Annotated in this window: 23 protein-coding genes and 1 riboswitch; of the genes, 17 read left to right on the top strand and 6 right to left on the bottom strand. The window is 74.5% G+C overall.

The genetic code is table 11. The features are described from left to right. Positions 1–122 precede the first annotated feature (122 nt). The 4 genes from OU787_RS33075 (at position 123) to OU787_RS33090 (ending at position 4,003) form a co-directional block, all read left to right on the top strand. Positions 123–1,088: a Gfo/Idh/MocA family protein gene (locus OU787_RS33075; RefSeq protein WP_268661614.1), complete on the top strand. Its 966-nt coding sequence runs from the start codon at positions 123–125 to the stop codon at positions 1,086–1,088. Positions 1,089–1,157: 69 nt separating this feature from the next. Further along, a riboswitch (ZMP/ZTP riboswitch) is annotated at positions 1,158–1,240 on the top strand. A gap of 55 nt (positions 1,241–1,295) precedes the next feature. Next, positions 1,296–2,129 carry a bifunctional 5,10-methylenetetrahydrofolate dehydrogenase/5,10-methenyltetrahydrofolate cyclohydrolase gene (locus tag OU787_RS33080; protein ID WP_268661615.1) on the top strand — a complete coding sequence of 278 codons (834 nt, stop codon included), beginning with the start codon at positions 1,296–1,298 and terminating at the stop codon, positions 2,127–2,129. A gap of 95 nt (positions 2,130–2,224) precedes the next feature. Next, a complete protein-coding gene (locus OU787_RS33085; RefSeq protein ID WP_268661616.1) occupies positions 2,225–3,271 on the top strand; it encodes a nucleotidyl transferase AbiEii/AbiGii toxin family protein in 1,047 nt (348 codons plus the stop codon). Between the two features lie 66 nt (positions 3,272–3,337). Then, positions 3,338–4,003, top strand: coding sequence for an MBL fold metallo-hydrolase (locus tag OU787_RS33090; RefSeq protein WP_268661617.1), 666 nt, complete (start codon positions 3,338–3,340; stop codon positions 4,001–4,003). Between the two features lie 97 nt (positions 4,004–4,100). Here the strand turns inward: OU787_RS33090 and OU787_RS33095 are convergent, their stop codons facing one another. After that, positions 4,101–4,865, bottom strand: a complete 765-nt coding sequence (locus OU787_RS33095; RefSeq protein WP_030464345.1) for a glucose 1-dehydrogenase — start codon at positions 4,863–4,865, stop codon at positions 4,101–4,103. Positions 4,866–5,007: 142 nt separating this feature from the next. Further along, the gene (locus tag OU787_RS33100) at positions 5,008–5,640 is read right to left on the bottom strand and encodes a TetR/AcrR family transcriptional regulator (protein ID WP_030464346.1); all 633 of its coding nucleotides are present in this window, start codon (positions 5,638–5,640) and stop codon (positions 5,008–5,010) included. Positions 5,641–5,790: 150 nt separating this feature from the next. On the opposite strand from OU787_RS33100, the gene OU787_RS33105 reads away from it, so the two are divergent. Further along, positions 5,791–6,792, top strand: a complete 1,002-nt coding sequence (locus OU787_RS33105; RefSeq protein ID WP_268661618.1) for a phosphatase PAP2 family protein — start codon at positions 5,791–5,793, stop codon at positions 6,790–6,792. Positions 6,793–7,182: 390 nt separating this feature from the next. Beyond that, positions 7,183–7,377: a hypothetical protein gene (locus OU787_RS33110; RefSeq protein WP_030464348.1), complete on the top strand. Its 195-nt coding sequence runs from the start codon at positions 7,183–7,185 to the stop codon at positions 7,375–7,377. A 35-nt stretch (positions 7,378–7,412) separates the two neighbouring features. Here the strand turns inward: OU787_RS33110 and OU787_RS33115 are convergent, their stop codons facing one another. Then, positions 7,413–7,814: a hypothetical protein gene (locus tag OU787_RS33115; protein ID WP_268661619.1), complete on the bottom strand. Its 402-nt coding sequence runs from the start codon at positions 7,812–7,814 to the stop codon at positions 7,413–7,415. Between the two features lie 205 nt (positions 7,815–8,019). On the opposite strand from OU787_RS33115, the gene OU787_RS33120 reads away from it, so the two are divergent. Next, a complete protein-coding gene (locus OU787_RS33120) occupies positions 8,020–8,727 on the top strand; it encodes an HAD family hydrolase (protein ID WP_268661620.1) in 708 nt (235 codons plus the stop codon). Between the two features lie 277 nt (positions 8,728–9,004). Here OU787_RS33120 and OU787_RS33125 read toward each other — a convergent pair whose 3' ends face one another. Together OU787_RS33125 and OU787_RS33130 are read right to left on the bottom strand one after the other, a co-directional pair. Further along, on the bottom strand, positions 9,005–9,802 hold the full coding sequence (locus OU787_RS33125; RefSeq protein ID WP_268661621.1) for an HAD family hydrolase: 798 nt from the start codon (positions 9,800–9,802) through the stop codon (positions 9,005–9,007). Positions 9,803–9,855: 53 nt separating this feature from the next. Then, entirely contained in the window at positions 9,856–10,872 is a 1,017-nt protein-coding gene (locus OU787_RS33130) for an alcohol dehydrogenase catalytic domain-containing protein (RefSeq protein ID WP_268661622.1), read from the bottom strand. Between the two features lie 183 nt (positions 10,873–11,055). Between OU787_RS33130 and OU787_RS33135 the strand changes: the two genes are divergently transcribed. The 6 genes from OU787_RS33135 (at position 11,056) to OU787_RS33160 (ending at position 19,954) form a co-directional block, all read left to right on the top strand. After that, positions 11,056–11,625, top strand: a complete 570-nt coding sequence (locus OU787_RS33135) for a TetR/AcrR family transcriptional regulator (protein ID WP_268661623.1) — start codon at positions 11,056–11,058, stop codon at positions 11,623–11,625. Positions 11,626–11,689: 64 nt separating this feature from the next. Further along, positions 11,690–12,751: a hypothetical protein gene (locus tag OU787_RS33140; RefSeq protein WP_268661624.1), complete on the top strand. Its 1,062-nt coding sequence runs from the start codon at positions 11,690–11,692 to the stop codon at positions 12,749–12,751. A 213-nt stretch (positions 12,752–12,964) separates the two neighbouring features. Beyond that, positions 12,965–14,779, top strand: a complete 1,815-nt coding sequence (locus OU787_RS33145) for an acyclic terpene utilization AtuA family protein (RefSeq protein ID WP_442788662.1) — start codon at positions 12,965–12,967, stop codon at positions 14,777–14,779. Further along, positions 14,776–16,374: an acyl-CoA carboxylase subunit beta gene (locus OU787_RS33150; RefSeq protein ID WP_030464718.1), complete on the top strand. Its 1,599-nt coding sequence runs from the start codon at positions 14,776–14,778 to the stop codon at positions 16,372–16,374. Before OU787_RS33145 ends, OU787_RS33150 begins: the two co-directional genes overlap by 4 nt. Positions 16,375–16,718: 344 nt before the next feature. Next, a complete protein-coding gene (locus OU787_RS33155; RefSeq protein ID WP_030464657.1) occupies positions 16,719–18,659 on the top strand; it encodes an ATP-binding protein in 1,941 nt (646 codons plus the stop codon). A 122-nt stretch (positions 18,660–18,781) separates the two neighbouring features. Beyond that, complete coding sequence (locus tag OU787_RS33160) at positions 18,782–19,954, top strand: acyl-CoA dehydrogenase family protein (protein WP_030464658.1); 1,173 nt, start codon at positions 18,782–18,784, stop codon at positions 19,952–19,954. 45 nt (positions 19,955–19,999) lie between these two features. Here the strand turns inward: OU787_RS33160 and OU787_RS33165 are convergent, their stop codons facing one another. Beyond that, positions 20,000–20,746 (bottom strand): phosphotransferase family protein, encoded by a 747-nt coding sequence (locus OU787_RS33165; RefSeq protein ID WP_030464659.1) that lies wholly within the window; start codon positions 20,744–20,746, stop codon positions 20,000–20,002. Positions 20,747–20,913: 167 nt separating this feature from the next. Here OU787_RS33165 and OU787_RS33170 point away from each other — a divergent pair, with 167 nt between their 5' ends. The 4 genes from OU787_RS33170 (at position 20,914) to OU787_RS33185 (ending at position 25,013) form a co-directional block, all read left to right on the top strand. Next, entirely contained in the window at positions 20,914–21,687 is a 774-nt protein-coding gene (locus tag OU787_RS33170) for a maleylpyruvate isomerase family mycothiol-dependent enzyme (protein ID WP_268661625.1), read from the top strand. A gap of 58 nt (positions 21,688–21,745) precedes the next feature. After that, positions 21,746–22,576 carry an inositol monophosphatase family protein gene (locus OU787_RS33175; RefSeq protein WP_030461224.1) on the top strand — a complete coding sequence of 277 codons (831 nt, stop codon included), beginning with the start codon at positions 21,746–21,748 and terminating at the stop codon, positions 22,574–22,576. Between the two features lie 178 nt (positions 22,577–22,754). Then, positions 22,755–24,356 (top strand): 4-coumarate--CoA ligase family protein, encoded by a 1,602-nt coding sequence (locus OU787_RS33180; protein ID WP_198545019.1) that lies wholly within the window; start codon positions 22,755–22,757, stop codon positions 24,354–24,356. 42 nt (positions 24,357–24,398) lie between these two features. After that, entirely contained in the window at positions 24,399–25,013 is a 615-nt protein-coding gene (locus OU787_RS33185) for a TetR/AcrR family transcriptional regulator (RefSeq protein ID WP_030461222.1), read from the top strand. Positions 25,014–25,067 lie beyond the last annotated feature (54 nt).

Here is a 25,067-nt window from a genome sequence, read left to right on the forward strand (position 1 = left end):
CGCTCGCCCCCGCACCGACGCGAATCGGCCGATCCCCCGCGTCCTGACTGCTCAACACCCGTCCTGGCATATGCTGCCGGGTGGTCAGGGACGACCACCACCCACCCTCGCAGGAGTGCCCGATGAGCGATCACGACACCGACCGCAGCACGCCCCCGATCCCGATCGGCGTCATCGGGCTCGGCGACATCGCGCAGAAGGCCTACCTGCCCGTCCTCACCGCCCAACCCGGCCTCGACCTGCGCCTGATGACCCGCGACCGGGCCAAGCTCGACCGGATCGGCGACGCCCACCGCATCCCGTTCCGCACCACCGACCTCGGCGAACTGATCGACTCCGGCATCCGCGCGGCCTTCGTCCACGCCGCCACCGACCAGCACGTCCCGATCGTCGAGGAACTGCTCACCCACGGCGTCGACGTCTACGTCGACAAACCGCTCGCCTACGACCTCGACGGCGCCCGCCGCCTCGCCGACCTCGCCACCCACACCGGCCGCTCCCTGCTGGTCGGCTTCAACCGTCGCCACGCCCCCGGCTACCTGCTCGCCGCCGAACGCCCGCGCGACCTGATCGTCCTGCAGAAGCACCGCGAGGGCCTCCCCGAACGCGCCCGTACCCTGGTCTACGACGACTTCATCCACGTCGTCGACAGCCTGCGCTTCCTCGTCCCCGGCGAGATCGAGCACGTCGACGTCCGCTCCCGCACCCGCGACGGCCTGGTCGAACACGTCGTCCTCACCCTCGCCGGCCGCGGTTTCACCGCCCTCGGCATCATGAACCGCGTCTCCGGCTCCACCGAGGAGATCCTCGAAGTCTCCGGCGCCGACTCCAAGCGCGAGGTCCACAACCTCGCCGAAATCATCGACCACCGCGGCCAGCCCACCATCCGCCGCCGCGGCGACTGGGTCCCCGTAGCCCGCCAACGCGGCATCGAACAGGTCGTCCTGCACTTCCTCGACGCCCTCCGCGTCGGCAAGACCCTCGACGCCACCGACGCCCTGCGCACCCACGAACTCTGCGAACTCATCGTCAACCGCATCGAATCCGAATCCGAATCCGAATCCGAATCCGAATCCGGATCCGCCTGACCGACATCCGTCCCCCGTCTCTCCGCCCGCCCCGCCCGCACCCGCGGGCGGGGCGGCTCGGCTACGATGCCCGCAGGCCGTGACTGGCGCACGGGTGGAGCACCACCGGGGAGCGGCCGAGCCAACCGCTGCCGCGCGCCTGGGCGAACTCACCCCGAGCCCCAGGAGCCGCACCCGTAGACCGGATCCCCCCGCCCCGCCCGCCTGATGGACGGCACCGCCCTCGCCCGCCGCCTCACCGACGAGACCACCGCCGCCGCCACCGCCCTCCACCGGCGCACCGGCACCACCCCCTGCCTGGCCACCGTCCTGGTCGGCGAGGACCCGGCCTCCGTCACCTACGTCCGGATGAAGCGCAACCGCTGCACGCAGGCCGGCATCCGCTCCCGCCACCTCGCCCTCCCCGCCGCCACCAGCACCGCCCGACTCGTCGACACCATCGGCGAGTTGTCCGCCGACCCGGACGTCCACGGCATCCTGCTCCAGCACCCCGTCGGCCCGCACCTCGACGAACGCGCCGCCTTCGAGGCGATCGACCCCGCGAAGGACGTCGACGGCGTGACCACGCACTCCTTCGCCGCGATGGGCTTCGGCCTGCCCGGCTTCGTCTCCTGCACTCCCGGAGGCATCATGCGCCTGCTCGACGAGTACCGGGTCGAGTTGAGCGGCAAGCACGCCGTCGTGGTCGGCCGCAGCGCCATCCTCGGCAAACCGGCCGGCCTGCTCCTGCTCGGCCGCGACGCCACCGTCACCTACTGCCACTCCCGCACCCGCGACCTGCCCGCCCTGCTCCGCGAGGCCGACGTCCTGGTCGCCGCTGTCGGGAAGCCCGACTTCATCCGCGGCGAGCACCTCAAGCCCGGCGCGGTCGTCGTCGACGCCGGCTACAACCCCGGCAACACCGGCGACGTCCACTTCGCGTCCGCCCGCGAACGCGCCGGCCTGATCACCCCCGTCCCCGGCGGCGTCGGCCCGATGACCATCGCCGTCCTGCTCGCCCAGACCGTCCGGGCCGCCACCCGCCAACTCGGCCTCGACTGATCCCGTTCGGACAGCCCCCGGCCCCGCCCGGCCCGAGGGCTGTCCGACCCGCCCGCTACCGTCGCCCCCGACGAACCCCCGGCGGAGACGGACGAGTGACGGTGAACGGCGAGACCCCGCAGCAGCGCACCGCCCGGCGGGCCGTGCTGGACCACCTGCTCGCGCTGATCGCCGGCTCGCCGTGGGCCGAGGCGCTGGTGCTGCGCGGCAGCATGGTGATGCCCGCCTGGGTGGGCCCGGCCGCCCGCGAGCCCGCCGACCTGGACTGGATCGTGCTGCCGTCCCGGCTCGTCCCCGTCGACGAGCTCGACCCGTACCCCTACCTGCCCGACCTGGCGGCCGCCCAGCAGTGGCCCGAGGCCGCGGACGGCGCGGGCGGGTACGAGATCTGGCGGCACGAGGAGTTCGACACCCGCGGCCTGCGGGTCCGCCTCCCGCCCGAGGGCCTCGCCTGGGTGCTGGAGGACGAACCCGAGGACGAGGGACCGGAGGAGACGCTCCGCCGGCTCGTCACCCGCCACCCGCACCCCGCCCCCGGCATCACCCTCCACCCCGACTCCGTCCGCACCAACGGAAGTTGGGCCTACGCGTACGACGACGGCCGCCCCGGCGTACGGGTCGCCCTGCGCTGGACGGCGGAGTGCGGCGGCGACGGCGGGGCCGCCGTCGAGGGCGAGGTCACCGTCGACTTCGCCCGCGACGAGCGGCTGTCCGAACCGCCCGTCCGCACGGCCGTCCCGCGCGGCGACGGCACCGGCGCGACCACCGTGCGGACCGCGAGCCGGGAACTCTCGCTCGCCTGGAAACTGCTCTGGCTGCACGCCGACGGCACCCGCGCCCGCGCCAAGGACCTGTACGACGCCGTCCTGCTCGCCGAACTCTGCGCCCACACCCTCGACCCCGCCCTGCTGCACCGCGTCCTCGCCCGCGAGCCCGGCCACCCCGGCCACTCGGACCACCCCGCCCACCCGAACCACCCCGGCCACCCCGGCCACCCGGGCGACCCCGGCACCCTCCGCCCCGCCGCCCCGCCCGCCGACTGGGACGCCCTGTGCGCCGCCCACCCCGGCATCCACGGCACCGCCGCCGACTGGCTGGCCCGCCTGCGCACCGCGCTCGCTGCCACCGCCGCACCGCACTGACGCCCCGTCAACTGACGCACCGAAAAAGGGAAGCGCCCGCGCCGCCCCCGGCGTTACGTTGGCCGGATGCGTCTGACCAAGTATGCCCACGCCTGCGTCCGGATCGACTCGCCCGACGGAGACCGCTCCGTCCTGATCGACCCGGGGTGCTGGACGGAGCCGAAGGCGTTCGACGGCGTCCGGGCGGTGCTCTACACGCACGCGCACGCCGACCACCTCGACCCCGACCTGCTGGCCGCCGCCCGCGCCGCCGACCCGGAGCTGGAGGTGTACACCCACCCCGAGCTCGCGGCCGAACTCGCCGCCCACCCCGCCCTGGCCGGCCCCGCGCCCACCGCCGTCCGCACGGGGGAGTCCTTCGAGGCCGGCGGCTTCGCGGTGCGCGCCGTCGGCGGCCGGCACGCCCAGGTCATCGACGCCCACCCGGACTGCGCGAACCTCGGCTACCTGGTCGAGGGCGTCTACCACCCCGGAGACTCCCTGCACGTCCCGCGCGGCCACGACGGCCGCGCCGAGGACGTCCGCGCCCTGCTGCTCCCCGCCTCCGGCCCGTGGCTGAGCCTGCGGGAGGCGATCGAGATGGTCCGCGCCGTCTGCCCGGAGCGCGCCTTCCCGATCCACGACGCCAACCTGAGCCCGATCGGCGCCGAGAACTTCGACGGCTGGCTGGAGGGGGAGTCCGCCACCCGCTACGCCCGGATCGCGCTCGGCGAGTCCGCCGTCCTGGACTGAACCGGGCCCCTCAACCTCCTGACCCCCGGCCCCCGGCCCCCGGCCCCCGGCCCCCGGCGGTCCGCGGCCGGCCCGAGCCGCCGCGGACCGCCCGCGCTCACTGGCCCATCACGTACCGGACGGTCGGGCCGGTGGTCCAGCCGCCGTCCACCGCGAGCTCGGCGCCGGTGATGTAGGACGCGGCGTCGGAGAGCAGGAAGACGGTGGCCGAGGCGATCTCGGGCGCCTCGCCGACCCGGCCCATCGGGGTGTTGGGGTAGTTGCCCTCACCGCGCTGGATCCCGGTGGACGCCGTCATCGGGGTGTAGGTCATGCCCGGGTGCACGGAGTTCACCCGGATCCGGTCCACGCCCAGCTCCACCGCGCCGATCTTGGTCAGGCCGCGCACTCCCCACTTGGACGCGCCGTAGCCCGCCGTCAGCGCCAGGCCCATCAGGCCGGCCGCCGAGGAGATGTTCACCACCGAGCCGCCGCCGGCCGCCCGCAGCGCGGGGATCACCGTCTTCATGCCGATGAACACACCGGTCAGGTTGATGTCCAGGACCTTGCGGAAGTGCTCCACCGACTCCTCGGCCAGGAAGCTCCCGGTGGAGATGCCCGCGTTGTTCACCAGCCCGTGCACCGCCCCGAACTCGGCCTGCGCGTAGGCGATCACGTCCGCCCAGTCCTGCTCGGAGGTGACGTCGTGGTGCCGGTACCGGGCCCGCTCGCCCAGCTCCGCGGCGACGGCCTCGCCGTCCGCGTCCAGGACGTCCGTGATCAGCACGTTCGCCCCCGCCCCGACCGCCTGCCGGGCGGTCTCCGCGCCCAGGCCCCGGGCCCCGCCGGTGATGACGACGGTCTTGCCGGACAGCTCGCTCATGACTTGCTCCTTGGTACTCGCCCTGCGGGCACGGGCCTCGTGGGCCCTCGTTGTTCCATCGGTACGTCCCCCGCCGGCATCCGGCCCGCGGACACCGGCGGCCCCGCACCCGTCGCGTCGGCCGGGTGCGGGGTGGAGGGGATCAGGGGACCGGCGCGGTCAGCAGGCCGGTGCAGACGGCGACGAGGTCGGCGAGGTACGCCCGGTCGTCGCTCAAGGTGGGCTCGCCCTCGGCCAGCTGCCGGGCGCGTTCGGCCAGCGCGGCCCCGATCAGGGTCAGCGCCAGGTCGATCCGCTCCAGCCGGACCGGCTCGGGGGCCAGCGGGATCAGCGGCGTCTCCAGCGCCAGGATCAGCCGCCAGTACAGCGTCCCGGCCAGCCCCGCGTGCGGGCGCCGCTCGCGGATGCCGCTGCGGTGGCTGACCTGGGTGGAGATCCGCAGGCAGTCCCGCCCGCGTTCGGTGCGCAGCTCGGTGGACTCCGCGTCGACCAGCGCTCGGAGCAGCTCGCCCAGCGAACGCCCCTCCGGCTTCGGCAGCCGCTCGGCGAGCGCCTGCTCGGTGCGCCGCTGGCGCTCGGCCATCACCGCGTCCAGCAGCCCCTCGCGCGAACCGAAGTGGTACTGCACCGCGGACGGGTTCGCCTGCCCGGCCCCCCGCACCACCTCGCGCAGCTGCGCGCCGTGCACGCCCCGCGCCGCGAACGCCCGTTCGGCGGAACGGATCAGCAGTGCCCGGGTGGAGCCGCTGTCACCGCCGGTCGACTTCGTTGCCATGCCTCCACATTAATGCTCGCCATTATTAATGTCGAGCATCAGGGCAGCTGGCGGGGGCTGCGCCCGTCCGGGTAGCGCCTGGGAGCTGGCTGGGAACCCCGGCGCGCGGCAGGAGGAATCTCCAAGCCGCCCTTGCTAGCTTCGTGACGCATGATCGACTCGTCCCACCTGGCAGCCCGGTCACGCTCCCTGGCGCTCCACCTGCTGTCCCGGCTCAGACTCCGACACCTCGCCTGGCCGCTGTTCGCGGTGGCGCTCTGGCGCTACCTGGTGGTGTACGGCCTGCCGTACGCCAACGACGTGGTCTTCCTCTGGCTGATCGCCGCCCTGGTCGCGGCCTCCGTGCACAGCGGCGGCCGCAAGGGCTGGCTGCACGTCCTGCGGGACTGGGTCCCGGTGATGGCCGTGGTCTGGACGTACTCCCTGCTCCGGGGCTACGGCGCGCACACCCCCTGGAAACCGCACTACGCCCCGCAGATCGCCTTCGACGAGGTGCTCGGCTTCGGCGAGACCTGGACCGTCCGCCTGCAGGACTGGCTGTACCACCCCGGCCGGCCGCAGTGGTACGACTACGCGGCCGTCACCGTCTACATGACGCACTTCTTCGCGGTGTTCGTGATCCTCGCCGTGCTGTGGAAGCGCAACCACGCCCGGTTCCGGCACTTCCTCGGCTGCTACCTGGCGATCACCGCGATCGGCTTCGTCACCTACGTGCTCTACCCGGCCGACCCGCCGTGGCTGGCCGCGCTGGAGAACCACATGCCGGCCGTCAGCCGGATAGTGTCCACCGTCCTCGACAGCAGCGGCCTCCACCGGGCCGGCACCATCTTCGAGAACGGCAGCAAGTTCGCCAACGACGTCGCCGCGATGCCCTCGCTGCACGCCGCCTACCCGATGATGATCGCCCTGGTCTTCTGGCCCCGGGCGAGCCGCGGACTGCGCGTCCTGCTTGCCGCGTACCCCCTGGCGATGGCCTTCACCCTGGTCTACGGCGCCGAGCACTTCATCATCGACATCCTGGTCGGCTGGGCCTACGCCTGGGCGATGGTCACCCTGGTCAACCGCTTCGTCGCCCGCCGCGCCGCGGCCCGGGCCGCGAAGGAGACCGCAGCCGTCCCGGCGGCCGCCGAACCGGCCGTCCCGGTCGGCTGAGGACGAGCTCCCTCCCACCCGCGGGCCCCGGCCCCGGTCCCGGCAAGGTGGTGCCGGAACCGGGGCCTCTTGCGTCCCCGGCGGCGGCTCCCGCGGGCCGTCCGGAAGCCGATGAACGAATTCCGGGAACTCGCTGGGCGTTCACTGGGAATCGAACCTTCCCGTGTTCGGGCTGGTGGGCCGCCCGAGTGAACCTGACGGCCCGTCAGAGATGGTCGTTCCGGGGTGATCGGGCGGGAGCGGTGAAGGCTTTGCCAATCCGTGGCGGAGTCTTGTTCCGCACCCCGGTAGCGTCGTGCGGAACCCAGCAGGAGGACCCACCATGGCCGCACCCCACGCCCCGTCAGCGCCCGGCGCGCGCCCCCGACCCGCCGGCCGGCCGACGGCCCGATGATCTCCGGCCACCTCGCCGTACCCGCCCTCTGGGCGGTCCTGACCCCGCTCGGCGTCCTGCTCTCCGGTGTCGGCCTGGCCTCCACCATCCGGATCCGCCCGGGCACCGACCGCCCCCGCGACCACCTGCTCGGCCCGCTGCTGATCGCCACCGGCATCCTGGTCGCCGGCTTCGGCCTCTGGATGCTCTGACCCCGGCCCCGCCCCCGGCCCGGCCCCGCGCGGACTCAGCGGCCGTCGGCCGTACTGCCCCCGCCGCGGCTCTCGGACTCGACGCGCTCGACGTGCGCGACGTGCCCGACGTGCTCAGTGAACTCGGCGCCGACGTTGCTCCAGTCGAACTCGGCCCGCCACGCCGTCCGCCCCTGCGACCAGCCGACCAGCGCGTTCACCACCTTCGAGAGCGAGACCGTCAGGGTCCGGTAGTGCTCGGCGGGCACCCCGTCGCGGTACTCCAACTGGTAGACGCCGTTCTCCTGGAGCCGCACCTGCGCGTACCAGTCGCCCTCCGGCTCGTCCGCACCGAACCGCTCGACGATCAGGTGGGAGTCCCCGCGCTGCATGTTCGCCACCAGCCGGCTCAGGGCCGCCGGCCCGGGGTCGCGCATCGACAGTCCGCGCTCGGTCATCGCGTGAAGCATGCGTGGAGCATGCCGCACCTCACCGACAACACGGCCGCCGGGGCCCGACCGGTTCCACCTCGGCGTACTCCGGTGAGCTCCGCAACTACCGCCGGACGGACAGGAGTTGACGCCGATACCGCCGCCTGCCCGGCCCTCTCCCGCCCGTGCCGGGGGGTCGACCGCCGGACACCCGTCGAGCAGACTGGGCCGGATGACGACACGACCCACTTCCCGGGAAGACCTCCGCGCGGTCCTCTTCGACTCGGGCGGCGTCCTGATGCGCCCGATCGGCGGCCGCTGGAACCCCCGCGCGGACTTCGAACCGACCGTCCTGGCCCACGCACCCGCCACCACCCCCGAACGGTTCGCGGCCGCCATCGCCGCGGGCGACCGCTTCCTCGCCGCCACCTCGTCGACCCCGGCGACCGACGACTACCACCGCCTGCTGCTCCACCACCTCGACGTGCCCCCGACCCCGGAACTCCTCGCCGACCTGCGCCGCGAACTCCCACCGGCCGCCCTCCTGGAGACCTACCCCGACGTCCTGCCCACCCTGGAGGAACTCGCCCGCCGCGGCGTCCGGATGGCCGTGGTCTCCGACGCCTGGCCCAACCTCCCCACCCTGCACGCGGGCCTGGGCATCGACCGCTTCTTCGAGGCGTACGCGATCTCCGCCGTCCTCGGCTGCAACAAGCCGGACCCGCGGATGTACCACCACGCCAGCACCGCGCTCGGACTCGCCCCGCACCACTGCCTGTTCGTCGACGACGACCCGACGCTGGTCGCCGCCGCCCTCGCCCTCGGCTACACCGGCCGCACCCTCTCCCGCGACACCCCCGTCCCCACCCCCGCCTCCGTCCCCGCCTCCGCCGGAGTCCCGACCATCACCTCCCTGACCGACCTGCTGCCCCTCTTCTGACCTCGACACGCCCCGCCCTGCTCACTCGCCGCGCACCCGCCCATCCCAGCACCCTTGGCAGCCGGGCGAGTTGCTCGACCCACCACGCCGACAGCCCCACGACGGGCAGCGCCGCCGACCGGCGCGACAACGGACGGCACGTCAACTGCCCTCCCCGGCAGGCGAATCCGGCAGCCCGGCGAGCCGTTCGGCCCGAAGCGCAGCCGACCCCGCGACGGCGGGCGGGCCGTCGGCCGGTCGCCCGTCCGCCCGCCCGCCCGTCCGTCCGTCGTTCCCGTCAACTCCCCATCTGTGCCAGCAGATCCGGCAGTTCCGTGAGCCGCTCGATCCGCAGCACCGACGGCTCCGCGACGGGCGACGGGCCGCCGGTGACGAAGTCGACGCCGCGGTCCAGCCAGACCCCGGTGAGCCCGGCCACGGCGGCCGCCGTGACGTCGGTGGGGAGCATGTCGCCGACGTTGACCGCCCGTTCGGAGACGGTTCCCATCCGGCGGCAGGCGGCGGCGTAGGCCGCGGGCTTGGCGGCGCCGAGTTCGGTCGGGGTCAGGACGGCTTCGAAGTGCCCCGCGAGCCCGAAGCGGTCCAGCTTGGCCCGCTGCTGCCCGGGGTCCCCGTTGGTGAGCACCGCCAGCCGGGGCCGGCGGCCCGGCATCCGTCCGAGGGCCTCCAGACAGGGCAGCACGTCGGCGTAGCACTGCCAGGACTCCTGGAGGGCGGGCAGGTACCGCTCGGCGATCCACCTGTCCAGCGCCGCCGGGTCCTCGGACACCGGCTCACCCAGCAACGGCAGGAAGGCCCGGGCCCGTCGCCGGTGCTGCTCGGCGAACGAGCACTCCCCGTCCAGGTACTCCCACATGTGGCGGGCCTCCAACGCCCACCACTCCGCCGCCAGCTCCGCGACCGACCCTGCCGGTCCCGCCGACCCTGCCGGTCCCGCCGACCCTGCCGGTCGTGCCGATCCCACCGCCTCCGCCGCCCCTGTCGCGCCCCCGACGATCCCGCCGATCGCGGCGAAAGCCGCCCGGCGGTGATCGACCAGCGTTCCGTCCAGATCGAAGAACACCACATCCACCATGCGGATGATCATCCCGCAGGGCCGCCCCGCCCCGGTACCCCCCGCAGGGGCTCTCAGCCGCGCGCGTCCAGGACCGCCCGGAAGCGGGCCCCGCCCGAGAGCATGCGGGCGTACGCCTTCGGGGCCTCGGACAGCGGGAAGAGCTCGATCCGGGGGGTGATCCCGTGGGCCGCGCTGAAGGACAGGTTGTCCTCGTTCTCGATCGGGGTGCCGGTGAGGTGCCCCTGGATGGTGCGGGTGCCGAAGAGCAGGTCGGCGGTGCCGACCTCGATCGGGTCGGGCGCGGCCCCCAGGACGACGAGCCGCCCGCGCGGGGCCAGCCCCGCCACCAGCGGGTTCATCGCGGCGCCGCTGGCCGCGGTCGCCAGGATCGCGGCCGCTCCGCCGAGGGCCTGGAGCGCGTCGGCGACGTTCCCCTCGGTGCTGTCGACGTAGTGGTGCGCGCCGAGCTCGCGGGCCAGCGCCTCCTTCTCGCGGCCCCGGGCGATCGCCACGACCCGGTAGCCGAGGCTGCGCGCGTACTGCAGGGCCAGGTGCCCCAGCCCGCCGATGCCCTGCACCGCGACCAGCGCACCCGGCCGGGCGCCGATCCGCTGCAGCCCGGTGAACGTGGTCAGCCCGGCGCACAGCAGCGGCGCCGCCTCGGCGGGCGGCACCTCGTCGGGGACGCGCACCAGACCGCTGGTCCGCGCGTAGACGACCTCGGCGTAACCGCCGTCGACGGTGGTGCCGGTCTGCTCCTGGTACCGGCAGTTCACGAAGTCGCCGCGCCGGCAGGGGTCGCACTCCCCGCAGTGACCGGCCAGGAAGCCGATCCCGACCCGCTCCCCGACCCGCCAGGCCCCGACACCCGCCCCGACGGCGTCGATCACCCCGACGATCTCGTGCCCGGGCACGACCGGCTGCCCGGGATCGGCCCGCAGCCCCTCGGCGGCGAGGACGTCGGTGTGGCAGACGCCGCAGTACTCGACCCGCACCCTGACCTGGTTCGGCGCGGGCTCGACGAGCTCCCGGTCGACGAGGCGGAAGTCGCGGGTGCCGGTGACCTGGACGGCCCGGTAGGTGGTCATGTCGCTGCTCCTCGGATGGTCGGCGGGCCGTGGCTGATCGCCGGCCGCGCCTTTCCAATATGACCGACCGTCTTAACCGGCGCAAGCGCTCCCCGTCGCCCCGTCCCGCCGCACCGCCCACCCGGCTTGACGCTCAAGACGACCGTTCATATTCTTCGAGGAAGGAGAGCGAAGGAGTCGTACATGCCCAGGCCCAGCGTCCGTGAACAACTGGTCGAGGCCGCCGTGGAGTGCTTCCACGAGCGCGGCTTCAACGGCACCGGCATCCAGGACATCGCCCGCACCGCGGGCGTTCCCAAGGGCTCGGTGTACAACCACTTCGACAGCAAGGAGGCGCTGGCGGGCGAGGTGATGGACCGCTACGCCGCCTCCCGCAAGCTGGAACTGCTGCACGACGAGGCACTCGCCCCCGTCCCGCGCCTGCGCGCCCACTTCGATTACCTCGCCGCGGACTTGGAGCGCTTCTCCTACGCCCGCGGCTGCATGTTCGGCAACTTCGGCACGGAGCTGGCGAACCAGAGCGACACCGTCCGCACCCAGGTCGACGCACGCCTGGACGCCTGGACCTCCGCCGTCACCCGGGTCCTCGAAGAAGCCCGTGCGGCCGGGGCCCTCAAGAGCCCCGTCGCCGCAGAACAGTTGGGCCAGTTCCTGGTCAACGCCTGGGAAGGCGCCGTACTCCGGGCCAAGGTGACCCGCGACCGGGCCCCGCTGGACAACTTCTTCGACGTCTTCGACTCCCTCGTCGCGTGAACCCGCAGCCGCCCGCGCAGCCGCCCGCGCAGCCGCACCCGACCACAGCGCCCGGGCAGCCCCGATGACCGCACTGACCAGCGGGCCCGCCCCGGCGTCCGCTCCGGCGTCCACCCCGGCGCCCGACCAGCCCGACCAGCCCGCCCCGCCCGCCCGCGCGGCGGCCCCCGACGACGACCCGCGCCGGCACCGCCGGGCCGGACGCCTCGGGCTGCTCTCCGTCTCGCTCGGCACCGCCGGCCTCGGCGGCGCCTGGCAGTCCGCGACAGCCACCGTAGGCGCGCCCCTCGCGGTCAGCGACGCGTTCTTCGCACTGAGCGCCCTGGTGTGGCTGGTGCTGCTGGCCGGGTACGTCCGCCACGGCGGGGCCCGTCGGTCGAACCTGCTCGGCGACCTGCGCCACCCCGGCCACGGCTTCGCCCTCTCCTACCTCCCGATCGTCGGGATGCTCGGCACCGCCCACTTCGCCCGCCTCGACCCGGTGGCGGCCCGTTGGGCGTACGCGCTGTTCGCCGCCACCACGGCGGTGATCGCGGCCCGGCTGCTGGCCCACTGGCTGACCGGCGGTCTCAGCGCCGTCCCGCTGCACCCGGGCTACCTGCTGCCGATCTCCTCGGGCCCGTTCGTCGCCGCCGTCACCGCGACGGCCCTGCACCTCCCGGGCGTTGCCACCGCGGCCTTCGCCGTCGGCCTGCTGTACTGGCTGGCCTTCGGCACGGTCGTCCTCGGCAGCCTGGTGGCCAACCCGGCGCTGCCCGGCCCCGCCCGGCCGACGCTCGCCGTGCTCGGCATCCCGCCGACCGTGGGCGGCCTGGCCTGGCTGGCCGCGCACCCGGGCCCGGTCGACGCGGTCGGCCAGGGCTTCGCGGGCCTGGTCGCCTTCAGCCTGCTGCTCGTCGCGTTCCTGCTGCCCCAGCTGTGGCAGCGCTCGTTCCACCCCAACGTCTGGGTCTACTCGTTCCCCACCGCCGCGACCGCCAACTTCGCCATCCGCTGGCTGCACGGCACCGCCGCACCCGCCTGGCGCCCGCTCACCTGGACCGTCCTCGGCACGGCCACCCTGGCCTTCGCCGCCCTGGCCGCCGCCACCGCCGCCCACGCCCTGCGAACCACCCGCCGACCGTAGCCCCGCCCCCTACGCCCCGCACCCCGCACCCCACCGCGCTGCCCCGCACCCCGCCGCGCTGCCCCACACCCCCCATCCCCCCACCGGCCAAAAACAAGCACGCGTGCTTGATTTGTCCCCGGGTTGCTGCCAGGCTCGACCCCGACCGGACACGCGCCACCCCCGGCCGCCGCCACCACCAACAGCGGCCGGAAACAGCGGAGTTGGGGAGACATCGTGCTGCGGATCGGCAATGCGTCGGGGTTCTACGGGGACAGGTTCGACGCGTTCCGCGAGATGCTGACGGGCGGCCCGCTGGACGTGCTCACGGGGGACTACCTGGCCGAACTGACCATGCTGATCCTGGCCCGCGACCGGCTGCGCGACCCCGCCCGGGGCTACGCGCGGACGTTCCTGCAGCAGGCCGAGCAGTGCCTCGCCGAGGCGCTCGACCGCGGCGTGCGGATCGTGGTGAACGCGGGCGGCCTCAACCCCGCCCGACTCGCCGAGGCGCTCCGCGAACTCGCCGCCCGGCAGGGCCTCCGGGCCAAGATCGGCCACGTCACCGGCGACGAACTCCTGCCCAGGGCACACGAGTTCGGCTGGACGGGCGAAGACCCGCGCCGCCCGCTGCTGGCCGCGAACGCCTACCTGGGCGCGTTCGGGATCGCCGAGTGCCTGCGCGCGGGAGCGGACGTGGTGGTGACCGGACGGGTCACGGACGCCGCCCTGGTGGTCGGACCGGGCATCGCCCACCACGGCTGGACCCCGGACGACCTGGACGCGCTGGCGGGGGCGGTGGTGGCGGGCCACGTCCTGGAGTGCGGGGCGCAGGCGACCGGCGGGAACTACGCCTTCTTCGCCGAGCACGACGTCGACCACCCGGGCTTCCCGATCGCCGAACTGCACGCCGACGGCAGCAGCGTGATCACCAAGCACCCGGGCACCGGCGGCGCGGTGACCGTGGAGACCGTCACCGCCCAACTCCTGTACGAGACGGGCGGACCGCGCTACCTCGGCCCGGACGTCACCGCCCGCCTGGACACCGTGACGCTCACCGCCCAGGGCACCGACCGGGTCCGGATCGACGGGGTGCGCGGCGAGGCCCCGCCGCCCACCCTCAAGGTCGGGCTGAACCGGCTCGGCGGATACCGCAACGAGCTGGTGTTCGTCCTCACCGGGTTGGACGTCGAGGCCAAATCCGCCCTGGTGCAACGGCAGTTGACCCGCGCCCTGGCCGCCGACCCGCCGGCCGCGCTGCGCTGGACCGAGACCCGCACCCAGCACCCGGACGCCGACACCGAGGAGCGCGCCAGCACCCTGCTCCGGCTCACCGCCCGCGACCCGCAGGAGCACAAGGTCGGCCGCGCCCTCACCGCCGCCGCCGTCGAACTCGGCCTGGCCGGCTACCCGGGCTTCCACCTGACCGCCCCGCCCGCCCGGCCCAGCCCCTACGGCGTGTTCGAGGCAAGGGAGTTGAACCAGAAGGCGGTCGACCACACCGCCCACCTGCCCACCGGCACCCCGGTCCCCGTCCCGCCCCCGGCCGCCACCCTCCACCGCCAACTCCCGCTGCCCGCACCGGAACTGCCACCACCTCCGGAGCCCGGACCGACCCGCCGCGCCCCGCTCGGCCTGATCGCCGGAGCCCGCAGCGGCGACAAGGGCGGCGACGCCAACCTCGGCGTCTGGGCCCGCGACGAGGCCGGATGGCGCTGGCTCGCCCACACCCTCACCACCGCCAGGCTGCGCGAACTCCTCCCCGAAACAGCAGAGTTGGAGATCGAACGGCACCTGCTCCCGAACCTCCGGGCGGTCAACTTCACCCTCCACGGCCTGCTCGGCGAAGGCGTCGCCGCCCAGGCCAGGTTCGACCCGCAGGCCAAGGCGCTGGGGGAGTGGCTGCGCTCCCGCCACCTCGACCTCCCCGCCGCCCTCCTCCCGCCGGCCCCACCCCCCGCCCCGCAACTCCCCGCCACCCCAACCTCCGCCCCGCAACTCCCCACCACCCCGCCCGTCCGGCCCGAGCCCCCGGAGGCCCCGCTGTGACCGTCCTGCCCACCCGGCTCGACCCGGACGCCCCCGAGTACGCGGCCAACCGCGCCGCGATGCTGACCCGACTCGCCGAACTGGACACCGAACACGCCAAGGCCCTGGCCGGCGGCGGCCCCAAGTACCTGGAACGCCACCGCAGTCGGGGCAAACTCGCGGCCCGCGAACGGATCGAGCTGCTGCTCGACCCCGACTCGCCGTTCCTCGAACTCTCCCCGCTCGCCGCCTGGGGCAGCCCGTACCAGGTCGGCGCGGCCCTGGTCACCGGCATCGGCACGGTGGCCGGCACCGAGTGCGTCATCACCGCCAACGACCCCACCGTGCGCGGCGGTTCGTCCAACCCGTGGACGCTGCGCAAGGCCCTGCGGGCCAACGAGATCGCCCTGCGCAACCGGCTCCCGCTGATCAACCTGGTCGAGTCCGGCGGCGCCGACCTGCCCAGCCAGAAGGAGATCTTCATCCCGGGCGGCGCCCTGTTCCGCGACCTGACCAGGCTGTCGGCGGCCGGAATCCCCACCGTGGCCGTGGTGTTCGGCAACTCCACGGCGGGCGGCGCGTACGTGCCCGGGATGTCCGACCACGTGATCATGGTCAAGGAGCGGGCCAAGGTGTTCCTCGGCGGCCCCCCGCTGGTGAAGATGGCCACCGGCGAGGAGTCCGACGACGAGTCGCTCGGCGGCGCCGAGATGCACGCCCGCACCTCCGGCCTCGCCGACCACCTCGCCCTCGACGAGCCCGACGCCCTCCGCCTGGCCCGCCGCGTGGTCCACCGCCTGCACTGGCGCAAGTCCGGCCCCGCGCCCGCGCGTTGCCCCGAACCGCCGAAGTACCCGGAGGACGACCTGCTCGGCATCGTCCCCGGCGACCTCAAGGCCCCCTTCGACCCGCGTGAGGTGATCGCCCGGATCGTCGACGCCTCCGACTTCGACGAGTTCAAACCCCGCTATGGCACCAGCCTCACCACCGGCTGGGCCACCCTGCTCGGCCACCCCGTCGGCATCCTGGCCAACGCCCAGGGGGTGCTGTTCAGCCAGGAGTCCCAGAAGGCCGCCCAGTTCATCCAACTCGCCAACCAGCTGGACCGCCCGCTGCTCTTCCTGCACAACACCACCGGCTACATGGTCGGCCGGGAGTACGAACAGGGCGGCATCATCAAGCACGGCGCCATGATGATCAACGCCGTGGCCAACAGCACCGTCCCCCACCTGTCCGTCCTGATGGGCGCCTCCTACGGCGCCGGCCACTACGGCATGTGCGGCCGCGCCTACGACCCCCGCTTCCTGTTCACCTGGCCGAGCGCCAAATCCGCCGTCATGGGCCCCCAGCAACTCGCCGGCGTCCTCTCCCTGGTCGCCCGCCAATCCGCCGCCGCCAAGGGCCAGCCCTACGACGAGGAAACCGACGCCACCATCCGCGCCGCCGTCGAGCAGCAGATCGAAGCCGAATCCCTCCCGATCTTCCTCTCCGGCCGCCTCTACGACGACGGAGTGATCGACCCCCGCGACACCCGCACCATCCTCGGCCTCTGCCTCTCCGCCATCCACAGCGCCCCGATCGAGGGCGCCCGCGGCTACGGCATCTTCCGCATGTGACGCCCACTCACCACCGTTACACCCCCTAACTTCCGCTCGCCTCCCCGCTCCCGGCAGGCCCTCTCGCTTTCGTTACACCCTCTAACTCCCGTTAACCCTTTCTGCCCCCACCTGCCCTCCTGGCTCCCGCTGCACCCACTAGCTATCGCTAGACCCTCTCACGCCTGCTAATGGCCCTCACGCCCACTGGACCCCCTCGCGCTCGCCCACCCCCTCACGCTCACTTGCCCCTCTCACCCGACCTCGCCCTCACCCTGCCCCCGCCCCACCCCGCCCCGCCCCCACCTTCCTCCCTTCCCGCCCTCCCTTCCCTCCCCTCCCGCCGCGAGAAAGCGAACTGACGGATGATCACCTCCCTGCTGGTGGCCAACCGAGGCGAGATCGCCCGCCGGGTCTTCCGCACCTGCCGCACCCTCGGCATCGCCACCGTCGCCGTGTACGCCGACCCCGACGCCGACGCCCGGCACGTCCAGGAGGCCAACACCGCCGTCCGGTTGCCCGGTGCCGCGCCCGCCGACACCTACCTGCGCGCCGACCTGCTGGTCCGTGCGGCGCTCGACGCGGGGGCCGACGCCGTCCACCCGGGGTACGGATTCCTGTCCGAGAGCGCCGAGTTCGCGCAGGCGGTGCTCGATGCGGGGCTGCACTGGATCGGCCCGCCGCCCGCCGCCATCGCCGCGATGGGCTCCAAGACCGCCGCCAAGCGCCTGATGGCCGAGGCGGGCGTCCCCGTCCTCACCGTCGGCCCCGATCCCGCCGAGGCCGACCTGCCGCTGCTGGTCAAGGCCGCGTCCGGCGGCGGCGGACGCGGCATGCGGGTGGTGCGCACCCTGGCCGAACTCCCGGCCGCGCTGGCCGCCGCCCGCGCCGAGGCGGCTGCCGCGTTCGGCGACGACGAGGTGTTCTGCGAACCGTACCTGCCCACCGGCCGCCACCTGGAGGTGCAGCTGCTCGCCGACACCCACGGCACCGTGTGGGCCGTCGGCGACCGCGACTGCTCGCTCCAGCGCCGCCACCAGAAGGTGATCGAGGAGGCCCCCGCCCCCGGCCTCACCCCCGAACTGCGCGAACGCCTGCACGCTGCCGCGGTCGCGGCCGCCCGTGCCGTCGGCTACCAGGGCGCCGGGACGGCCGAGTTCCTGCTCGCCCCGGACGGCCGCCTCGCTTTCCTGGAGATGAACACCCGCCTCCAGGTCGAACACCCCGTCACCGAGTGCGTCACCGGACTCGACCTGGTCGCCCTCCAACTCGCCGTCGCCGAAGGCGAACAGCTCCCCGCCGCCCCGCCCCCCACTCGCGGCTGCGCGATCGAGGCCCGCCTGTACGCCGAGGACCCGGCCCGCGACTGGCAGCCCGCCACCGGTCCGCTCCACCTCCTCGAACTCCCCGGTACGGACGTCGAGTTCACTACCGCCCCGACCCCGTCCGGACTGCGCCTGGACGCCGGAGTCGGGGCGGGCGACCAAGTCACCGTCCACTACGACCCGATGCTCGCCAAAGTCGTCGCCTGGGCCCCCACCCGCACCGCCGCCGCCCGCCGCCTCGCCGACGCCCTCGCCCGCGCCCGCCTGCACGGCCCCACCACCAACCGCGACCTGCTGGTCCGCGCCCTGCGCCACCCCGACTTCCTGGCGGGTCGCGTCCACACCGCTCTGCTCGCCGACCACCACGCCGAACTCACCGCCTCCGACGGCAAATCCGCGCCCCTCGCCGCCCTGGCCGCCGCCCTCGCCGACGCCGCCGACCGCCGCGGCCCACTGCGCGAACTCCCCTCCGGCTGGCGCAACCTGCCCTCCCAGCCGCAGGTCAAGCGCTACCGCGCCGCCGACGGCGCCGAACACGAGGTCCGCTACCTGCTCACCCGCGACGGGCTGCGCGCCGAAGATCACCCCGACGTCCAACTCCTGCGCAGCACACCCGAATCCGTCGACCTGGCGGTCGGCCCCCTGCGCCGCCACTACCGGATCGCCCGCCACGGCGACCGGATCTTCGTCGACGCCCCGACCGAGCACCACACCCTGGCCGCCGTCGACCGCCACCCCGTCCCCACCGCCCCGCTCGCCCCCGGCACCCTGCTCGCCCCGATGCCCGGCACCGTCGTCCGGCTCGACGCCCGCCCCGGCGAACGCGTCACCGCAGGCCAAGTCCTGCTCGCCATCGAGGCGATGAAGATGGAACACCGGGTCACCGCCCCCACCGACGGCACCCTCACCGACCTCCCCGCCACCCTGGGCCGCCAGGTCGAGACCGGCACCGTCCTCGCCGTCGTCACCCCCTACCACTGACCCCCGAAACCCCGAAACCCCGAAACCCCACCCACCCTGCCCCTCCTGCGAGTACGAACGCGAAAGCCCGCAGCAGCCCACGAAAGCCGACAGCAGCAGCCCACGACAGACAGGACCCCGCCATGTCCGCACCGCTGACCCCGCTCACCGACACCGAGGACCAGCACGACCTGCGCGCGGCCGTCGCCGCCCTCGCCGCCCGCTACGGCCGCGACTACTTCCAGCGCAAGGCCCGCGCGGGGGAGCCCGTCCGCGAACTCTGGTCGGAAGCCGCCAAGTTGGGATACCTCGGCGTCAACCTCCCCGCCGCGTACGGCGGCGGGGGCGCGGGCATCAGCGAACTCGCGGTGGTCCTGGAGGAGTTGGGCGCGGCAGGCTGCCCGCTGCTGATGCTGATCGTCTCCCCGGCGATCTGCGGCACCGTCATCTCCCGCTTCGGCACCGACCCGCAGAAGCGGCGCTGGCTGCCCGGACTCGCCGACGGCAGCACCGTCATGGCCTTCGGCATCACCGAACCCGACGCCGGATCCAACTCGCACCGGATCTCCACCGTCGCCCGCCGCGACGGCGACGACTGGCTGCTCACCGGCCGCAAGGTGTTCGTCTCCGGCATCGACCAGGCCGACGCCGTCCTCTTCGTGGCCCGCACCGAGGACGCCCGCACCGGCAAGCTCAAGCCCGCGCTGTTCGTCGTCCCGCGCGAGACCCCGGGCTTCGAGTACCGGCCCATTCCGATGGAACTCACCGCCCCGGAGAAACAGTTCCAGGTCTTCCTGGACGACGTCCGGCTGCCCGCCGAGGCTCTGGTCGGCGACCAGGACTCCGGCCTGCTGCAACTCTTCGCCGGCCTCAACCCCGAACGCATCATGACCGCCGCCTTCACCCTCGGCATCGCCCGCCACGCCCTGGACACCGCCGTCTCCTACGCCCGCACCCGCACGGTCTGGGACCGGCCGATCGGCGCCCACCAGGGCATCGCGCACCCCCTCGCCCAGTGCGCCATCGAGGTCGAACTCGCCCGCCTGATGACCCGCAAGGCCGCCCAGCTCTACGACGCGGGCGACGACCTGGCGGCCGGCGAGGCCGCCAACATGGCCAAGTACGCGGCCGGCGAAGCCTCCTGCCGGGCCGTCGACCAGGCCGTCCAGACCCTCGGCGGCAACGGCCTCACCCAGGAGTACGGCCTGGCCGCACTGATCACCGCCACCCGGGTCGGCCGGGTCGCCCCGGTCAGCCGGGAGATGATCCTCAACTACGTCGCCCAGCACACCCTCGGCCTGCCCCGCTCCTACTGACCGCCCCACCCGCCGCCGGCACGAGGCCCCCGGTCCCACACGGCCTCACATCCGGGACCTCAGCACGTCGACCTCGCACCCCGGCGCGTACGGGTCGAAGCCGTGCTCGGCCAGCCAGCGGACCACCAGCAGGCTGCGCAGCGACCACCACGCGCGGATCACGTCCAGGTCGACCTCGGCGCCGTAACCGGCGAGGAGGTCGGCCAGCCGGTCCTCGTGCCCGAGCGTGAAGGTGGCGAGGTCGTACAGCGCGTCGCCCCGGCCCGCCTCGGACCAGTCGATGATGCCGGTGACCTCGTCGCCCTCCACGAAGACGTGCGCGATCTGCAGGTCGCCGTGCGTGAACGCCGGGGTCCACGGCCGGAACGCGGCCTCGGCGACCCGGCGGTTGCGGGCGACCAGGTCGGCGGGCAGGACGCCGCTCGCCACCAGCAGTTCGCACTCGCCGTCGAGTTCCGCCGCCAACGCGTCGGCACTCCGGCCGGCCCGCCCGAGCCGGGGCGGCAGCGGCGCGTCGTGCAACCGCCGGATGACGGCACCCGCCGCGGCCCACGCCGCCGCCGACCCGGTCGACGGCCCGCCCAGGCGCCCCAGCGTCGCCCCGGGGAGCGCGGCCACGGCGAGCACGGGCGGCCGGTGCCACAGGACCTCCGGCGTCGGCACCGGAGCGAGGGACATCGCCTCGACCTCGGCGTCGACGCGCGCCTGATCGGCGTCCACCTTCAGGAACACGCCACCGACGCGCAGGGTCGCACGCTCGGAATGGGCGACGACGACTTCGACCTCATCCATGACCGACCAGTATCCCGAGGACGACCACCCCCGTCCCCCGAATTTCCCCCGCCCCTACCCGCTCCCACCGCCGCCCCACCTGCCGCCGCCCCACCCGCCGCCGCCCCCACCCACCGCCTTGAACAAATCGTTTCCGTCCACCGAAACCTTGATGATAGACAGTCAAGGTGCCTATCGATCTTGACTTCCCGACCCTGCTGAGCCTGCTCGAAGACCGCTCCACGGCCTTCCGCGAGGCCCTGGCCGCCGCGCCCGACCTCGACGTCCAGGTCCCGACCTGCCTCGAGTGGACGCTGTACGACCTGGCGCAGCACCTGGGCCAGGGCCAGCGCTTCTGGTCCGCGATCGTGGCCGCGGGCGCCTCCGAGACGCCCCCGCCGCGTCCGACCGGGGCCGCCCCGACCGACCGGGAGGCCCTGATCGCCTGGTTCGCCGAGTCCAACGAGCAGCTCCTGGCGGCGCTGCGCGAGGCCGGCCCCGAGGCGCCCTGCTGGGGCTGGTGGGAGCTCGCCCAGTCCCCGCGGAACACCACCGGCGCGGTCCGCCGCCGCCTCAACGAGACGGCCGTCCACGCCTACGACGCCCAGCTCGCCGCCGGTGTCGCCGCCGAGGTGCCCCGCGAGGTGGCCCTCGACAGCGCCGAGGAGTTCCTCCTCACCTGCTGCTCCACCACCGTGGCCTGGCCGCACACCCCCGCCGTCCTCGCCTTCCAGGCCACCGACGGCCCCACCTGGCAGCTCACCCTCTCCGCGAACGGCGCCCACGCCACCCGCACCCCGACCACCCCCACCCCGGGCACCGCCACCCCGGACGGGACCATCCGCGGCACCGCCGCCGAACTGCTCGCCGTCTTCCACGGCCGCACCCCCATCGAGGCCCTCCACCTGGAAGGCAACGCCGAGCTCTTCCACCAGCTCTACGACTGGGACCCGGAAGCCTGAGCACCCCCGCCCCACCCCGCCCCACCCCCTCCCTGCCCCCGCCCCCGAAAGGCCCCACGTGAGCGACGCCGGCGAAGTCAGCCCCACCAGCGACGCCGACCTCGCCCGCCGGGCCGCCGAACTCGGCGCGCAGGTGGTGCGCAGCCGGGACTGGCGGGGCGTCGCACGGGAGGACAAGGGCGGCGGAGACTTCGCCACCGCCGTGGACGTGGAGGCGGAGCGGGCCGTCCTCGGCCTGCTCCGCGCCGCCCGCCCGGACGACGCGTTCACGGCGGAGGAGAGCGGCCGCACCGGCGCGCCCGACGCCGCCCGCCGCTGGCTGGTCGACCCGCTGTGCGGGACGCTCAACTTCGCGGTCGGCACCCACCTGGTCGGCGTCAACGTCGCCCTCCAGGAGCACGGCCGGACGACCGCCGCCGCCACCGCCGACCCGTACACCGGCGAGACGTACTGGACGGACGGCACCCGCGCCCGGCTGCGCCGCGACGGGGCGGACACCCCGCTGGAGCCGTCCCCGGCGTCCCGGCTGGTCGACCTCAACCTCGACCCGCCCTACCCGAACGCCCCCGCGCTGCGCGTCGCCCGCCTGCTCACCGACGCAGACTTCGAACGGGCCTTCCGCCCCCGGGTGGTGTCCAGCACCCTCGCGGTGGCCTGGGTCGCCGCCGGCCGCCGCGCCGGGTACGTGACGGACGGCCGGCTCGAGGGCAGCGTCCACTTCGCGGCGGGCATCGCGCTCTGCGAGGCCGCCGGCTGCACCGTCACCGACCTGCGCGGCGGGCCGGTCCACCGCGGCGACGGCGGCCTGATCGCCGCGGCCGACGAACGGACCCACGCCCTCCTGCTCGACCTGATCACCCGTCAGGAGACCACCGGCGTACGCCGGTAAGCCCGCCACGCGCCCTGGCGGCAACCCCCCGCCCCCGGCACGCTTGCACCGCGGCCGCACCCCGCGACCGCACCCCGCACCCGGATCCACCCACCGACCGGTCCCACGGACCGGTCCAGCGGATCCGCTCCGCGCCCGGGCCCGGGGGCCGCCACCGCCGAGCCGCCCGGAGGCCCGCATGGTGTTCCACAGCGACTACCCGCCCGTCGCCCCGCTCGACCTGCCGATCCACGCCGCCGTCCTGGACGGCTGCGCCGCGGGCGAGCACGCCGACCGCCCGGCCCTGGTGGACGGGCTGACCGGACGCAGCGTCAGCTACCGGGAGCTGGAGGCGGGCAGCCGCCGGGTCGCCGCGGGCCTGGCCGAGGCGGGAGTCGCCCGGGGCGACGTGGTGGCGCTGTTCAGCCCGAACTCGATCGCCTACCCGCTGGCGTTCTACGCCACCACCCGCACCGGCGCGACGGTGACCCCGGTCAGCGCGCTGGCCACCGCGGGGGAGCTGGCCGACCAGCTGCGCGACTCCGGGGCCCGCTGGATCATCACCGTCGCCGCGTTCCTGCCGGTGGCCCGGCAGGCCGCCGCCGAGCACCCGGTCGCCGGGATCTTCGTCTGCGACGAGGCCGAGGGCCACCGCTCGCTGGCCGACCTGGCGGCGAGCTCCGCCCCGGAGCCCGCCCCGCCGATCGACCCGGCCGCCGACCTGGCGGTGCTGCCGTACTCCAGCGGGACGACCGGCCTGCCCAAGGGCGTGATGCTCACCCACCGCTCGGTGTCCACCAACCTCGCCCAGACCGACGCGCTGTTCGGCCCGGGCCCCGGCGAACGCGTCCTGGCGGTGCTCCCCTTCTTCCACATCTACGGCCTGGCCGCGCTCCTCAACCGCCCGCTGCGGGCCCGCGCCACCGTGGTCGTGCTGCCCCGCTTCGACCTGGAGCAGTTCCTGACCGCCATCCAGCGCCACCGGATCGAGGCGGTGTACGTGGCCCCGCCGATCGTCCTCGCGCTGGCCAGGCACCCGCTGGTCGACCGCTTCGACCTGTCCTCGGTGCGCTACGTGCTGAGCGCCGCCGCCCCGCTGGACGCCGAGCTGGCCGCCGCCTGCGCCCGCCGCCTGGGCCTGCCGCACCTGCTGCAGGGCTACGGCATGACCGAGCTGTCCCCGGTCACCCACGTCGTCCCGCCCGGCGACCCGAACCCGCCGGCCGGCACCGTCGGCCGCCTGGTCCCCGGCACCGAACTGCGGATCCGCTCCCTGACGGCCCCGCACCACGACCTCGGCCCCGGCGAGGACGGCGAACTGCTGTTCCGCGGCCCGCAGGTGATGCGCGGCTACTTCGGCAGGGAGTCCGAGACCTCCGCGACCCTCGACCCGGACGGCTGGCTGCACACCGGCGACGTCGGCCACGTCGACGCCGACGGCTACCTGTTCGTGGTCGACCGGGTGAAGGAGCTGATCAAGTACAAGGGCTACCAGGTCGCCCCCGCCGAACTGGAGGCCGTGCTGCTCACCCACCCGAGCATCGCCGACGCCGCCGTGATCGGCGTCCCCGACGCCCACGGCGCCGAGCACCCCAAGGCGTACGTGGTGCCCGCGTTCGGCTGCGAACTGGCCGAGCAGGAGGTGATCGAGTACGTGGCCCGCCGGGTCGCCCCGTACAAGAAGGTGCGCGAGGTGGAGTTCCTGGACGCGGTGCCGAAGTCCGCCAGCGGCAAGGTGCTGCGCCGCGAACTGCGGGCCAGGGCCGCGCAGCAGGGCCGGATCCCGGCCGGCGGTGCATAGGATCGGCACCCGGAGCCCGCCCGCGCCGACCAGGAGCCGCCGATGACGACCAGCGCCCCCGCCGCCCGCACGCCCCGGCAGGACCGCAGCCGCGCCACCCGCAGACGGCTGCTGGAGGCGGCGGTGGAGTGCCTGGCCGAGGTCGGCTGGAACGGCTCCACGGTGCTGGTGGTCGCCGAGCGGGCCGGCGTCACCCGCGGCGCCGCCCAGCACCACTTCCGCACCCGCGAGGACCTGTTCACCGCCGCCGTCGAGCACGTCGCCGCCGAGCGGCTGGCCGCCGCCCTGGCGCACGTCGAACAGCTGCCGCCGCCCGGCCCGGCCCGCACCGAGGCGGTGGTGGAGATGATCGTGCACCTCTACACCGGCCCGCTGTTCCGCGCCGCCCTGCACCTGTGGGTGGCCGCCGCCACCGAGGAGCCGCTGCGCAGCCGGATCACCGGCCTGGAGAACCACATCGGCCGGGAGGCGCACCGGGCCGCCGTCGAGTGCCTGGGCGCGGACGAGTCCGCCCCGGGCGTCCGGGAGACCGTCCAGGCCACCCTCGACCTGGCCCGCGGCCTGGGCCTGGCCAACCTGCTCACCGACGACGGGCCGCGCCGGGCCGGCGTGGTCCGCCAGTGGTCCCGGCTGCTGGACGCCGCACTGGCGGGCTGAACCGGCCCACCGGCCCGCACCTGCGGCTCGGACCGGGCCCCGACCGGCAGTTGG

Source organism: Kitasatospora sp. YST-16 (genome assembly GCF_026802215.1).
Classification (GTDB): domain Bacteria; phylum Actinomycetota; class Actinomycetes; order Streptomycetales; family Streptomycetaceae; genus Kitasatospora; species Kitasatospora cineracea.

What these genes read in the sequence shown, in the direction of transcription:
- OU787_RS33075 (WP_268661614.1), top strand. Translation starts at nt 123, where the DNA reads ATGAGCGATCACGACACCGACCGCAGCACGCCCCCGATCCCGATCGGC.
- OU787_RS33080 (WP_268661615.1), top strand. Translation starts at nt 1,296, where the DNA reads ATGGACGGCACCGCCCTCGCCCGCCGCCTCACCGACGAGACCACCGCC.
- OU787_RS33090 (WP_268661617.1), top strand. Translation starts at nt 3,338, where the DNA reads ATGCGTCTGACCAAGTATGCCCACGCCTGCGTCCGGATCGACTCGCCC.
- OU787_RS33095 (WP_030464345.1), bottom strand. Translation starts at nt 4,865, where the DNA reads ATGAGCGAGCTGTCCGGCAAGACCGTCGTCATCACCGGCGGGGCCCGG.
- OU787_RS33100 (WP_030464346.1), bottom strand. Translation starts at nt 5,640, where the DNA reads ATGGCAACGAAGTCGACCGGCGGTGACAGCGGCTCCACCCGGGCACTG.
- OU787_RS33105 (WP_268661618.1), top strand. Translation starts at nt 5,791, where the DNA reads ATGATCGACTCGTCCCACCTGGCAGCCCGGTCACGCTCCCTGGCGCTC.
- OU787_RS33110 (WP_030464348.1), top strand. Translation starts at nt 7,183, where the DNA reads ATGATCTCCGGCCACCTCGCCGTACCCGCCCTCTGGGCGGTCCTGACC.
- OU787_RS33115 (WP_268661619.1), bottom strand. Translation starts at nt 7,814, where the DNA reads ATGACCGAGCGCGGACTGTCGATGCGCGACCCCGGGCCGGCGGCCCTG.
- OU787_RS33120 (WP_268661620.1), top strand. Translation starts at nt 8,020, where the DNA reads ATGACGACACGACCCACTTCCCGGGAAGACCTCCGCGCGGTCCTCTTC.
- OU787_RS33125 (WP_268661621.1), bottom strand. Translation starts at nt 9,802, where the DNA reads ATGGTGGATGTGGTGTTCTTCGATCTGGACGGAACGCTGGTCGATCAC.
- OU787_RS33130 (WP_268661622.1), bottom strand. Translation starts at nt 10,872, where the DNA reads ATGACCACCTACCGGGCCGTCCAGGTCACCGGCACCCGCGACTTCCGC.
- OU787_RS33135 (WP_268661623.1), top strand. Translation starts at nt 11,056, where the DNA reads ATGCCCAGGCCCAGCGTCCGTGAACAACTGGTCGAGGCCGCCGTGGAG.
- OU787_RS33140 (WP_268661624.1), top strand. Translation starts at nt 11,690, where the DNA reads ATGACCGCACTGACCAGCGGGCCCGCCCCGGCGTCCGCTCCGGCGTCC.
- OU787_RS33155 (WP_030464657.1), top strand. Translation starts at nt 16,719, where the DNA reads ATGATCACCTCCCTGCTGGTGGCCAACCGAGGCGAGATCGCCCGCCGG.
- OU787_RS33160 (WP_030464658.1), top strand. Translation starts at nt 18,782, where the DNA reads ATGTCCGCACCGCTGACCCCGCTCACCGACACCGAGGACCAGCACGAC.
- OU787_RS33165 (WP_030464659.1), bottom strand. Translation starts at nt 20,746, where the DNA reads ATGGATGAGGTCGAAGTCGTCGTCGCCCATTCCGAGCGTGCGACCCTG.
- OU787_RS33180 (WP_198545019.1), top strand. Translation starts at nt 22,755, where the DNA reads ATGGTGTTCCACAGCGACTACCCGCCCGTCGCCCCGCTCGACCTGCCG.
- OU787_RS33185 (WP_030461222.1), top strand. Translation starts at nt 24,399, where the DNA reads ATGACGACCAGCGCCCCCGCCGCCCGCACGCCCCGGCAGGACCGCAGC.